At 66.9% G+C, this 11897-nt stretch carries 12 protein-coding genes; 8 read left to right on the forward strand and 4 right to left on the reverse strand.

Annotated features, from left to right (window positions below):
• The first annotated feature begins 96 nt into the window (after positions 1-96).
• From ACTJLD_RS16690 to ACTJLD_RS16700, 3 genes are read left to right on the forward strand one after another with little or no spacing between them, the layout of a single operon-like run.
• Positions 97-879 (forward strand): aldolase, encoded by a 783-nt coding sequence (locus tag ACTJLD_RS16690; RefSeq protein ID WP_440659322.1) that lies wholly within the window; start codon positions 97-99, stop codon positions 877-879.
• Between the two features lie 50 nt (positions 880-929).
• On the forward strand, positions 930-1826 hold the full coding sequence (locus tag ACTJLD_RS16695) for a dihydrodipicolinate synthase family protein (protein WP_440659323.1): 897 nt from the start codon (positions 930-932) through the stop codon (positions 1824-1826).
• Positions 1823-2530: an MOSC domain-containing protein gene (locus tag ACTJLD_RS16700; protein WP_176100424.1), complete on the forward strand. Its 708-nt coding sequence runs from the start codon at positions 1823-1825 to the stop codon at positions 2528-2530. The genes ACTJLD_RS16695 and ACTJLD_RS16700 overlap by 4 nt, the downstream gene beginning before the upstream one ends.
• 13 nt (positions 2531-2543) lie before the next feature.
• Here the strand turns inward: ACTJLD_RS16700 and ACTJLD_RS16705 are convergent, their stop codons facing one another.
• A complete protein-coding gene (locus ACTJLD_RS16705) occupies positions 2544-3308 on the reverse strand; it encodes an SDR family oxidoreductase (RefSeq protein ID WP_091920736.1) in 765 nt (254 codons plus the stop codon).
• Between the two features lie 409 nt (positions 3309-3717).
• Between ACTJLD_RS16705 and ACTJLD_RS16710 the strand changes: the two genes are divergently transcribed.
• Positions 3718-4425 (forward strand): YceH family protein, encoded by a 708-nt coding sequence (locus ACTJLD_RS16710; protein ID WP_060067964.1) that lies wholly within the window; start codon positions 3718-3720, stop codon positions 4423-4425.
• A 90-nt stretch (positions 4426-4515) separates the two neighbouring features.
• On the opposite strand, the gene ACTJLD_RS16715 is transcribed toward ACTJLD_RS16710, so the two are convergent.
• From ACTJLD_RS16715 to ACTJLD_RS16725, 3 genes are read right to left on the reverse strand one after another with little or no spacing between them, the layout of a single operon-like run.
• On the reverse strand, positions 4516-5781 hold the full coding sequence (locus ACTJLD_RS16715; RefSeq protein WP_136470226.1) for a hypothetical protein: 1266 nt from the start codon (positions 5779-5781) through the stop codon (positions 4516-4518).
• Complete coding sequence (locus ACTJLD_RS16720) at positions 5781-6263, reverse strand: hypothetical protein (protein ID WP_247873451.1); 483 nt, start codon at positions 6261-6263, stop codon at positions 5781-5783. The genes ACTJLD_RS16715 and ACTJLD_RS16720 overlap by 1 nt, the downstream gene beginning before the upstream one ends.
• The gene (locus ACTJLD_RS16725; protein WP_059693149.1) at positions 6232-6786 is read right to left on the reverse strand and encodes a hypothetical protein; all 555 of its coding nucleotides are present in this window, start codon (positions 6784-6786) and stop codon (positions 6232-6234) included. Before ACTJLD_RS16725 ends, ACTJLD_RS16720 begins: the two co-directional genes overlap by 32 nt.
• Positions 6787-7191: 405 nt before the next feature.
• Between ACTJLD_RS16725 and ACTJLD_RS16730 the strand changes: the two genes are divergently transcribed.
• The 4 genes from ACTJLD_RS16730 (at position 7192) to cblA (ending at position 11874) form a co-directional block, all read left to right on the forward strand.
• Positions 7192-8508, forward strand: a complete 1317-nt coding sequence (locus tag ACTJLD_RS16730) for a lipase family protein (protein ID WP_440659324.1) — start codon at positions 7192-7194, stop codon at positions 8506-8508.
• A 209-nt stretch (positions 8509-8717) separates the two neighbouring features.
• Positions 8718-9848, forward strand: a complete 1131-nt coding sequence (locus ACTJLD_RS16735; RefSeq protein ID WP_059693145.1) for a 3-deoxy-7-phosphoheptulonate synthase — start codon at positions 8718-8720, stop codon at positions 9846-9848.
• Between the two features lie 700 nt (positions 9849-10548).
• Positions 10549-11370, forward strand: a complete 822-nt coding sequence (cblB, locus tag ACTJLD_RS16740) for a cable pilus chaperone CblB (protein WP_060194129.1) — start codon at positions 10549-10551, stop codon at positions 11368-11370.
• Positions 11371-11373: 3 nt separating this feature from the next.
• Positions 11374-11874 carry a cable pilus major pilin CblA gene (gene cblA, locus ACTJLD_RS16745; protein WP_059693141.1) on the forward strand — a complete coding sequence of 167 codons (501 nt, stop codon included), beginning with the start codon at positions 11374-11376 and terminating at the stop codon, positions 11872-11874.
• Positions 11875-11897 lie beyond the last annotated feature (23 nt).

Raw genomic sequence — 11897 nt, forward strand, 5'->3', positions numbered from 1 at the left:
CATGACACAAAGTGTCCTGTGGTGTATCGTGTGTCACGTATTCCCGGGAAAGCGGCGCGAACGGCGCGACCGACCCGGCCCATTCAGGAGGTGAACATGGCGGAAACGCTGAATCTGACGAAGGAGGCGCTGGTCGCACTGGCGGAGCGCCGTCTCGACAACGAGGTGGGCGACAGCGGCTGGTCCGCGCGGCAGAAGCTCGCGCTCACGTGCCGGATCCTGTTCGATGCCGGCCACGATTCCGGCCTGGCCGGGCAGATCACCTGCCGCGCGGGCGACGCCGGCACGTACTACACGCAGCGGCTCGGGCTCGGTTTCGACGAGATCTCGGCCGCGAACCTGCTGCGCGTGAACGAGGATCTCGACGTCGTCGACGGCGAAGGCATCCCGAATCCGGCCAACCGGTTCCATACGTGGATCTATCGCGAGCGCCCGGACGTGAACTGCATCATCCATACGCATCCGGCGCACATCGCGGCGCTGTCGATGCTCGAGCAGCCGCTCGTCGTGTCGCACATGGATACCTGCCCGCTGTACGACGATTGCGCGTTCCTGAAGGACTGGCCCGGCGTGCCGGTCGGCAACGAGGAGGGCGAGATCATCTCGAAGGCGCTCGGCAGCAAGCGCGCGATCCTGCTGTCGCATCACGGCCAGCTCGTGGTCGGCAAGACGATCGAGGAAGCATGCATCCTCGGGCTGCTGATCGAGCGGGCCGCGAAGCTGCAACTGCTCGCGATGGCGGCCGGCGAGATCAGGCCGGTGCCGCCGGCGCTGGCGCGCGAAGCGCACGACTGGATTTCGAAGCCGAAGCGCGATGCGGTGACTTTCGACTACTACGCGCGCAGGGCATTGCGCACGCATCGGGACTGCGTCGCGTGAGCGGGCGATTCGCCGCTGCCGTGTCCGATCATCACTGAGGATTACCTATCGTGTCCATCCTGCTGAAAGGCATCATTGCCTACCCGGTTACACCGTTCTCCGCCGACGGCGGCGTCTACCTCACGGCGCTCGACGCGCTGATCGAGCGCCTGATTGCCGACGGCGTCCACGCGATCGCGCCGCTGGGCAGTACCGGCGAGAGCGCGTACCTGTCCGACGCGGAATGGGAGGCGGTCGCCACCGCGTCGATCCGCGCGGTGCGACGGCGCGTGCCGACCGTCGTCGGCATTTCCGATCTCACCACGGCGGGCGCGGTGCGCCGCGCGCGCTTCGCCGAGCAGGCCGGCGCCGATGCGGTGATGGTGCTGCCGGTGTCGTACTGGAAGCTCGGTCACGACGAGATCGTCGCGCACTATCGCGCGATCGGCGCCGCCATCGGCATCCCGATCATGCTGTACAACAACCCCGCGACGAGCGGCGTCGACATGTCGCCCGACCTGATCGCGACGATCTGCCGGACCGTCGACAACGTGACGATGGTGAAGGAGAGCACGGGCGACATCGGGCGGATGCACCGTCTCGCGCAACTGAGCGACGGCGCGATTCCGTTCTACAACGGCAGCAACCCGATGGCGCTCGCCGCGCTCGCGGCCGGCGCGGCCGGATGGTGCACGGCCGCGCCGAACCTGAATGCGGCGTTGCCGCTGGCGCTGTTCGACGCGATGCGCGCGGGCGACCTGACGCGCGCCCGGGCGGTCTTTCAGGCGCAGCTGCCGCTGCTGCAATTCATCGTCAACGGCGGCTTGCCGGTGACCGTGAAGGCCGGGCTGCGCCTGTGCGGCTTCGATGCGGGCGAACCGAGAAAGCCGCTGATGCCGCTCGGCGACGCGCGCACGCGCGAACTCGAACGCCTGCTCGCGGCATTGCCTGACGGTGTGACGACATGAGCGACGTGGCATGGCCGGCGATCTCGGCCTCTATCGGCGCGGTGCGGATCGGCACGAGCCGGCCGCTGGCCGGCACGCCGCACGCCAGCGCGATCGACAAGCAGCCGGTCGGATCGCGCTTGTGGCTGGGCGCACTCGGCTTTGCCGGCGACGAGCAGGCCGATGCGCGGCATCACGGCGGCCCCGACAAGGCGGTGCACCACTATGCGCACGATCACTACGCGTGGTGGGCCGCGCAGATCGGCGCACGCGACGTGCTCGCGCAACCGGGTGCGTTCGGCGAGAACCTGTCGACGCACGGCGTGACCGAGCACGACGTGTGTCTCGGCGATGAGTTCACGCTCGGCGGCGCCGTGCTTCAGGTGTCGCAGTCGCGGCAGCCGTGCTGGAAGCTCAACGCGCGCTTCGATCATCCGCGGATGGCCGCGCTCGTGCAGCAAAGCGGCCGGACCGGCTGGTATTACCGCGTGCTGCAGGCGGGCTGGGTGGCGCCGGGCGACGTGCTGGCGCTGCACCGGCGCGCCTATCCGCAATGGACGCTGTCGGCGGTGCTCGACGTGCTGTACCGGCGCACGCTCGACATGGCCGCGCTCGACGCGCTGTGCGAGGTCCCGATACTGCCGGCCGGCTGGCGCAGGATGCTCGACAAGCGCCGGGCGGAGCGGCAGGTCGAAGACTGGACCAAGCGGCTCGAAGGACGTTGACGTCCGGCGTGGCTCAGTGGCTCGGCAGTTCCCGCACGTCGGCGGTCGGAACCGAGCCGAACGCATCGCTCAGCGCATAGCCGATCAGCTGTCGCGCGGCTGCCTCGGGCGTTGCGAGCGCGCCGCTCGACTTCAACTGGTCGAATTTCTCGCGCATCGGGAAGTTGTCTTCGCTGGTCGAGCGGATCGTTGCCTGCATGCCCGTGTCGACGACGCCCGGCGCGACGCTGCAGATCCGCAACGCGCGGTTTGCGTCGAGCGCGACCGCGCGCGCATGGTGATCGAGCGCGGCCTTGGTCGCGCAGTAGACGCTCCAGCCCGCGTACGCGTTGCGCGCCGCGCCGCTCGACACGTGCAGGATCCGGCATTCGGTCGTGGCCGATGCCGCTTGCGCGAGCGCGGCCGACAGCATCAGCGGCGCCGCGACGTTCACGCCGACCGCGCGTGCGACGATCGCCGGATCCTGCGCGGCGAGCGGGCCGATCGGATCGACGATGCCCGCGTTGTTGAACAGCAGCACGATCGACGCGCCGTCGACAAAGCGGCGCAGCGTGTCGCCGGCCAGCCACGCCGCGACGGCCGGCGTGTCCGACAGGTCGAGTTCGATTTCGGAGAATCGGTCGCCGGCTTGCGACGCGAGCGTCGGATGACGGCTGCGCGACACGCCCAGCACGGCGATGCCTTCCAGCAGCAGCTGTTCGGCGAGCGACGCGCCGAGGCCGCGCGTGTGTCCGGTGACGATGGCGCGCACGTGCGGTGCGGAAGAGGATGCGGTCATGGCGGTGAGCGGGTCGAAGGGGTGAATGGATGAACGGATGAGCGGCGTCGACGGGCGACGCGCATGCGTGGCGGCATGGCGTGCGGGACGGGCGATGCGTGGTGATGCGTGCGAGAGCGCTCGCGCCGCGCCGCGGACGTCGGGGTGACGCATATCGTAGCGCCGGCATGCGTGTCGCGCAAACGCCGCCGCGTGCGAGGCGGCGGAATCGCCGGCACGGCGCGCATCCGTCGCCGCGCGGCACCGGCCGGCAGGCAGGCCGGACGAAAGCCGGCTGCGGCAAGTGCGCGCGGCGGCTGGCGAGTGGCGCCGGGCCGAGCGACGCGAGCTATCATATGGCTCGCCCGTGCGCGATGCCGGACGGGCCGCGACTGTTTCCCTTCACCTGCTGCACGCTGCGACGCCACTCATGACCACCACGCCGGATACGCCCACGCCACGCGCCCTTCGCGAACTCACGCCCCTCGAGGCCCGCATTCTCGGTGTGCTCGTCGAGAAACAGCACACGGTGCCGGACACCTATCCGCTGTCGCTGAATGCGCTGACCGCGGGCTGCAACCAGAAAACCGCGCGCTCGCCGGTGATGAACGTCAGCGAGGACGAAGTCACGACCGCGCTCGACGGGCTGAAGCACCTGAGCCTCGTGATGGAAGGCAGCAGCAGCCGCGTGCCGCGTTTCGAGCACAACGCGAACCGCGTGCTCGGCATCCCGAGCCAGGCGATCGCGCTGCTGACGATCCTGCTGCTGCGCGGCCCGCAGACGGCCGCCGAGCTGCGCCTGAACAGCGCGCGCCTGCACGGTTTCGCGGATATCTCGTCGGTCGAGGCGTTCCTCGACGAACTCGCGGCGCGCGCGCAGCCGCTCGTCGTCCGGTTGCCGCGTGCGCCGGGCGCGCGCGAGAACCGCTGGATGCACCTGATGTGCGGCGAAGTGAACGTGGCCGACTTCGCGGGTGCGGATGCCGGCGGGGCGGATTCCGTGCCGCCTTCGGAATTCGAAGCGCTGAAGGCCGAACAGAAGCGCCTCGCGGATGAAGTGGCGCGACTGAATGCGCTGGTTCTGCGAATGGCCGGCGAGCTGGGCATCGACGTCGACGCGCAAGGCGACGCGTCCTGACGTAAATGACGGCGATGCATGTGCGTCGCCCGGCCCCGTCGCAACGCGGTGGGGCCGGGGCGCGACGCGGATAGCGCCCGCGCCGCTGCGTTACTTCAGCTTGACGCCCGGTACGAGATAACGCGCGCCGCCCGGCCTCAGGATCGGCGCGAGCGCCGCGAACGGCACATCGAGTTGCGGCCCGAGACAGGCGCCCATCGCGTGCCCGATTCCGGATACGACGAACGAGAGCTTGCCGGGTGCGTCGAGTTCGAACGCCAGATACTCGGGGAGCACATCCGCGCACGACAGCGAGACGTCTTTGCCGTCTGTCACTTGCAGACCGTGTGTTGCCTTGTCGCGCAACTGCGTAATGAAACTCACCAGCGCGGGGCTCGTTGCCGGGGCGCCGTCCTTGCCTGCCTTAGCCGCGTCGATCACGCGATTCCAGTCGAGGTACGTACCGCGCAGCAGGTCGAACGTGACCGGATCGTAGTGATTGTCCGGGTACGCGCCGCCGCAGAACAGACTGCCCGATTCCACGATACCCAACACCGCGCGCGACAGCCACGTGACCGTTACGTGCTCGTCGTCGTAACTGCCGAGCGTACCGGCTGCCGGCCCGTCGTCCGTATAGCGCGTCGCCGCGCATTCGAGCGCCGCGAGACTCATCTGCCAGTGCCGTTGTTCCAGCAGATGGTTGACCCGTGCCATCACGGCCGGATCGGGATGGCGGCTCAGCCGCGGATACGCGAGCACGGTGCGCGGGTCGCTCCACATCCGGTAGGCAACCAGGCCGTCGCCGATCTCGGCGCCCACCGGCCGTACGTGCCCGGCAAGCTTCAGCGTGGCATAGGGGGCGTGCTGCATGTCGATCTCCGCGCTGCGCGCGATGCCGCTGCCGACACCCCCCGCGGATACCGCGGTGATCGCTTCGACCGACCCGGGCGCAACCGCGTCGGGATCGTATTCAGCGACGCGCCGCAGCGTGAAGCTACGCGTCTTGCCGGAGCGCGCATCGGTCCAGCGGCCGCGATAGCCGGCTTTGTCCCGCGTGCCTTGCCAGGTGGCCGCGGAATGATCGAAATCGGCTTGCTCGCGGTATCCCAACGGACTGCGCGCGTCGTCCGGCAACTGCGTTCGCACGAGCGGTTCGACCAGTTGCGCGGGCGTGCCGTGCAGCGGAATATCGACGCCGTGCTGCGCATAGAAGTAGCGCCCCGAGATCGAGCCGTCCGCGGCCGGGCGATCGTCGAGTTCCATCACGACGGCTCCGGCACCTTGCAGCGTGCCTTCGTAGACCGTGCGCGGCGCGGCATGCGCGAAGCCTGCGTGCAGCGCGACCAGCACCAGGACAATCCGGATCAGCGGGCGCATCACCAGCGGCACCCGGTCTGTTCGGACGCGTCGACATCCAGCGCGCGGCCGAACGCGGTCTGCTTGCCGGTGCGCGCGTTGGTGTAGGTCATCGAATAGACCATCGCGCCCTGGGTCATCATTTCGTAGCGCCCGTTGACCTTGCCGCCGACCATTTCGACCCAGGTCGTCGTGTACTGGTGCGGACGGCTTTCGTCGAGCACTTCATCCTCCTCATGTTCGATCACCAGCGGCAGGGCCGTTTTCGATTGCGCGTACCGGACCATGCCGCCCGACCATTTGACTGCATCGTCATAGTAGGTGCGCATCTCGAAGCGCACGGGTTTGTCGCCGTTCGACCTGAAGCAGAACACGTCGGTGGACACCTTGGCGAGTGCCGGAAGCGACACGCAAAGCAGCACGGTTGCGAAGATTTTTTTCATGGTGGCGTAAAGGAAACGGAGCGGCCAGTCAACCGATGCTGATCCGCGAAGCGCCCGCATCGACGAGCCGGAACAGCAGATCCTCCACGGCCGTTTCGGGCGCGGAGCCGAGATCCGCATTGACGCGCCACCCCTGTTCCGCGCGAACCGGCTCCGACAGGTAGTGAACGATCCCGTGCAGGCCGTCTTCGGCCGGCGTGTTCTCGTCGTCGGCATCGAACCACGCGAAGAACCATGCCTTGAACGCGTCGGCCGCCGCGCTTTCGTCGAGACCGTCGGCCTCGATAGCGGCCCAGTCCCACACGAACGGGCGGATCGACACGGCCGCCGTGTCGAGATCGAACGCGAACGGCTCGAAATCCAGCTGCGTGGCGGAATCGACCATCGCCGGCTGGCCGGCCGATTCGCCTTCGGTCGCGATGATGTCGGCCCGGCACGGCAGCGCGAGCGGCCCTTCGGTGGCGAGCGTGCCGTCGGCACGCCGGTAGGCCGGTTCGGCGATCACGGCCGGTTGTGCGGCCGCTTTCGCGAGCAGGTCGGCATACGGTTGGCGAATGGCGCGGAGCAGTTCGGAGACGGTCATCGTGGCGTGTCGGTTGGGCAGGAAACGATCGGTCACAGGCAGGCGGTGCGCCGCGCGGCCGGCATCGCGCGACGCGGCCGCTTCGGTAACCGACAGCCGTGATCGTACGGTACTTCCGCGAAACGCGGACAGTCGGCCGAACGGCCGGCGCGCTCCGCATCGTGCGGCGGCGGGTTTAGACGTTTACCTTCAAACAATGGAAAACGCCCGTCGAGCGCGTTCTCGATGTGCTTCAATTAATCCGGTTTGTACTCCTACTAAAACTACGAATTCAGAACAAGCTGGATCATTCTTTCACAGGAGACAGTCGATGGCACGGAAACGGTTTTGACGCGGCGCACACGATGGTCTGCAACACCGCCGAACTTCCTTCGATGAAAGCAGGTTATCCCAGGGGCCCCAACCATGTCCTCCAGACGTTTCATGCTGGCCGCGGCAGCCGTATCCGCCGCGCTGGCGGTCGCCGCATCGCCGGCCAGCGCCGGCGCACCGGCCGTGTCCGATCCGTTCTATACCTACACCGGCACCACGCCGCTGGCATCGATTCCACCGGGCACGGTGCTCAAGACGCGCAACGTCACCTATCACGTGGCCGGCATTCCGACCGCGCTGACCGCGCAGCAGTTGCTGTATCGCACCAATAACGCGCTGAACCAGCCGGTCGTGAACGTGACGTCGGTGATCCGGAGCCAGGTCAGCAACGGCCGGGCCATCTCGTACCAGTCGGCTTACGATTCGCTGAACCCGTACGACGAGCCGTCGCAGGTGATCGCCGGCGATCGCGACGTCACGAAGATCATCAACGTCGGCACGCTGCTCTACAGCGCGGAATCGATTCCGCTGTCGACGCTGCTGCTGCTCGGCTACAACGTCATCGTGCCCGATACGGAAGGCCAGACGGCCGACTTCGCCGCCGGCCCCGAATACGGGATGACGACGCTCGATTCGATCCGCGCGGCGCTCAATACGCCGTCGACCGGCCTGAGTCCGTCGAGCAAGGTCGCGATGATCGGCTATTCCGGCGGCGCGATCGCGACGAACTGGGCCGCGCAGCTCGCGCCGAGCTATGCGCCCGAGATCAACCGGCAGCTCGTCGGCGCGGCGGAAGGCGGTGTGCTGGTCGACCCCGCGCACAACCTGCGCTATGTCGACGGCAGCATCGTATGGGGCGGTGTGGCCGCGGCTGCGCTGGTCGGGCTGTCGCGCGGCTACGGCTTCGACCTGACGCCCTATCTCAGCGATACCGGCGTCGCCGTGTTCAACGACATCCAGAGCCAGTCGCTCGCGTACATCCTGCCGAAATACACGGGGCTGCACTGGGGCACGCTGTTCAAGCCGCAATACGCGAACGACATCAACAGCATTCCCGCGTACGTGACGTATGCCAACAAGGTGAATGCCGGGCTGGCCGCATCGCCGACGATCCCGATGTTCATCGGCCAGGGCACCGCGGGCGCGCTGGACGGCACCTTCAGCAGCCAGGTGGGTGACGGCGTGATGCTCGCGTACGACGTGCGCGCCCTCGCGCAGAAGTTCTGCGCCAGCGGCACGCCGGTCACGTACAACGAGTATCCGCTCGAGCATGCCGGGGCGATCGTGCCGTGGGTGGCCGGCATGCTGCCGTGGCTCTACGACCGTTTCAACGGGAAAGCCGCGCCGAGCAATTGCTGGCTGACGTCGCTGCTGCCGAGCAATTCGCTGGCGCCCGAAACGCTGCATTAGCCGCACCGCACCGCACCGCACCGCACCGCGCGGCGCGGCGCATGGCCGGGCGACCCTTCACGGGTCGCCTTTTTTCATTCCGGAATTGACCCTGGTCGCGTCGACGCGGCCTTTGCCGCGCTCGCCCTCCCGCCGGAACCCTTCGCCGCCCCGCCCGGGTGCCATAATCGAGCCTGCTCATCATTACAGACGTCCCCCGGAGAATCACCATGCAGAACCTCGACAATCCTTCCCACGATCGCGAGGTAGGCAGCGCCGACGCGACGCAGGACACCACGCGCATCGACGACGTCCGCATCGGCGCCGTGCGCCCGCTGATTTCGCCCGCGCTGCTGCTGGACGAGCTGCCGGTGCCGGCTGCCACGCAGACGCTCGTCGAGGATACGCGCCGCGCGATCGGCGACATCCTGCACGGCCGCGACGACCGGCTGCTGCTCGTCGTCGGCCCGTGCTCGATCCACGATCACGACCAGGCGCTCGACTACGCACGCCGGCTGAAGGCCGCCGCCGATACGCTGAAGGACGACCTGCTGATCACGATGCGCGTCTACTTCGAGAAGCCGCGCACGACGGTCGGCTGGAAGGGCTACATCAACGATCCGCGCCTCGACGGCAGCTTCCGCATCAACGAAGGGCTGCGCGCCGCGCGGCAATTGCTGCTCGACATCAACGCACTGGGCCTGCCGGCGTCGACCGAATTCCTCGACCTGCTGAGCCCGCAGTACATCGCCGACCTGATCGCATGGGGCGCGATCGGTGCGCGCACGACCGAGAGCCAGAGCCACCGCCAGCTCGCGTCGGGCCTGAGCTGCCCGATCGGGTTCAAGAACGGCACCGACGGCGGCGTGCAGGTCGCGTCCGACGCGATCGTCGCGGCGGCCGCGAGCCATGCGTTCATGGGGATGACGAAGATGGGGATGGCCGCGATTTTCGAGACGCGCGGCAACGACGACGCGCACGTGATCCTGCGCGGCGGCAAGAACGGCCCGAACTACGACGCCGCGCATGTCGACGCATGCTGTGCGGTGCTGCGCAAGGCCGGGTTGCGCGAACAGGTGATGGTCGACTGCTCGCACGCGAACTCGAACAAGTCGCACGACCGCCAGATCGACGTCGCGCAGGATCTCGCGCGGCAACTGTCGCAGGGCGAGCACCGGATCGTCGGCGTGATGGTCGAGAGCCATCTCGAGGCAGGGCGGCAGGACCTGAAGCCGGGCGTGCCGCTGAAGTACGGCGTATCGATCACGGATGCATGCCTGAGCTGGACGCAGACGGAGCCGGTGCTCGACGTGCTGGCGGAGGCCGTGCGACATCGGCGAGTGTATTCGCGCAATGCGTGAAATAACGGCGGCGGGTTGACGCCCGCCGTCGTCATAGGCGAGGTGATACGTCAACGAGGATTGGTGCCGGGCAAGTGCTTCATTCCGCCAGATACGCGCTCGCCCGCGTTTTCGCCATCACGTCGCGCGACGAGCATCCTGCCCGCGCGTCTTCCCGCCTCGATTGTCCGATAGCCGCGCTCGGCGGCTCGGAAATGGCTCGCTTCGGAAACTTCTCGCGAACGAGGTTGCCCTGCAGACCATCACGTTCCATCTCACTATGCGGATCGCGGGTAGTTAGGCCTTTATAGGCGAATTAGCCCTGTCGATTGGTGCAGAAGCATCAAATTTAGGACGAATCCTATATTCCGTTCCCCCCTGATTAGTCAGAATCCTAATCAAGCAATGCGTTGGGATAGCCGGGGTGCTTGACATGGCACCTCATACGCAAACGCGCTGGAGATTTCGCGGTCGCCGGAAAGATCGGGCTGCCGCTTCCATCCCAAGTCGACGAAGGGCTCCGTGACTCGTGCCGCGTTCGTCGCCGACGACTCGGCGGCTCGGGTGTCACGCCGGCCCGTATCCGCGGTGGAAACGACTGGCTGAGCCATGTCAGGCATGTCGCAAGTCATTGGGAAGCCGCCTGGAATTTGCGTCGAGCGACGCGTGATGGCTCGCTAATGCGTGAAATAGCGCGAAATTGATTCCGTGTAGATAAGGTATGCAAATTATTTTCAACGAGAGATACCACCCGTATCGGGTGTTGCTTGTCGCAATTGCCATGTCGCTTGCCTCATCGGTCGCCAGCGCAAACATGCTGGTCTATCCCATGGCGGCATCGATCGGGGGCGGCAAGGAGTCGGCCGCGGAGCTGCGCATCTATTCGAAGTCCGATGCGACGCAGTACGTGAAGGCGATCGCGAAGCGCGTGATCGATCCGGCGACGGATCACGAGCGCGAGGAGGCCAGCATGAATTCCGGTGACGACGCGATCGTGATCTCGCCGGCCAGGTTCGCGTTGCCGGCCGGCGGCACGCGGCTCCTGAGGGTGATTCCGCTGGGCGTGCCGAAGAAGGAGGTGCTGTATCGCGTCTACCTGCAGCCGGTGGCGGCGCCGTCCGACGACGATTCCGCGGCGAACGGCGATGTGTCCGGCAAGGTCGACTTCAGCCTGGTCTGGGCGCCGCTCATTCGTGTGCTGCCGAAAACGCCGGTGCCCGATTTCGACGTGTCGCATGGCGTGCTGGCCAATACCGGCAACGTGCGGATCGGTTTGCTCGAGGCCGGCGCGTGCCGGTCCGAGAAGGACGATGCTTCGTGCCAATGGACGAAATTCGACCGCAGTGTCTATCCGGGCCAGCACTTCAGGCTGGAGGGGCTGCATTCCGCACCTTATGTGCGAATCCGATATCGAGTGGGGGGAATGGCAGGTGTACAGCAGAAGGTTGTGCGCACGCATTCCGTCGACGCGATGAACGCGCCGAGCGCGAATAACGAGACCCTGTCGGGTCATACCATTGTTTCAACCAACCAGAAGGACTAACCCATGCTGAAATACGTTCCGATCGCTGCCGCCGCCCTGATGTCGATGTCGGCTCACGCCGTGCAGAAGGACATCACCGTCACCGCCAACGTCGACACGACGCTCGAGATGCTGTCGGCGGACGGGTCGGCGCTGCCGACGACCATGCAGATGCAGTATCTGCCGGGCTCGGGTCTCCAGGCGGCTGAAATGAACACGAAGATCTTCACGAACGACAAGGCGAAGGATCTGCAGATCCGCCTCGCGGCCGAGCCGGCGCTGAAGAACCAGACGAGCCCGGGCGCCAAGGAGATTCCGCTGGCGGTCAAGCTGGGCACCACCGCGCTGAGCACCACGGCGACGACGCTGAAGGCGTCGGAGATCTTTACCGGCGAACTGGCGCAGGGCTCGAACGTGCTGCCGCTGTCGATCGGACAGAAGACGGCCGGTGCCATCACGGCTGCCGGCAGCTATCAAGGCCTCGTCAGCGTGATCGTCACGCAGAGCGCGGCATCGGGTAGCTAAGCTCCTGCGCGGTATCGACGGGC

Source organism: Burkholderia sp. 22088 (assembly GCF_052045915.1).
Classification (GTDB): Bacteria; Pseudomonadota; Gammaproteobacteria; order Burkholderiales; family Burkholderiaceae; genus Burkholderia; species Burkholderia cepacia.

Coding starts and splice junctions, on each gene's coding strand:
- ACTJLD_RS16690 (WP_440659322.1), top strand. CDS start 97: ATGGCGGAAACGCTGAATCTGACGAAGGAGGCGCTGGTCGCACTGGCG.
- ACTJLD_RS16700 (WP_176100424.1), top strand. CDS start 1,823: ATGAGCGACGTGGCATGGCCGGCGATCTCGGCCTCTATCGGCGCGGTG.
- ACTJLD_RS16705 (WP_091920736.1), bottom strand. CDS start 3,308: ATGACCGCATCCTCTTCCGCACCGCACGTGCGCGCCATCGTCACCGGA.
- ACTJLD_RS16710 (WP_060067964.1), top strand. CDS start 3,718: ATGACCACCACGCCGGATACGCCCACGCCACGCGCCCTTCGCGAACTC.
- ACTJLD_RS16715 (WP_136470226.1), bottom strand. CDS start 5,781: ATGCGCCCGCTGATCCGGATTGTCCTGGTGCTGGTCGCGCTGCACGCA.
- ACTJLD_RS16720 (WP_247873451.1), bottom strand. CDS start 6,263: ATGCGGGCGCTTCGCGGATCAGCATCGGTTGACTGGCCGCTCCGTTTC.
- ACTJLD_RS16725 (WP_059693149.1), bottom strand. CDS start 6,786: ATGACCGTCTCCGAACTGCTCCGCGCCATTCGCCAACCGTATGCCGAC.
- ACTJLD_RS16730 (WP_440659324.1), top strand. CDS start 7,192: ATGTCCTCCAGACGTTTCATGCTGGCCGCGGCAGCCGTATCCGCCGCG.
- ACTJLD_RS16735 (WP_059693145.1), top strand. CDS start 8,718: ATGCAGAACCTCGACAATCCTTCCCACGATCGCGAGGTAGGCAGCGCC.
- cblB (WP_060194129.1), top strand. CDS start 10,549: ATGCAAATTATTTTCAACGAGAGATACCACCCGTATCGGGTGTTGCTT.
- cblA (WP_059693141.1), top strand. CDS start 11,374: ATGCTGAAATACGTTCCGATCGCTGCCGCCGCCCTGATGTCGATGTCG.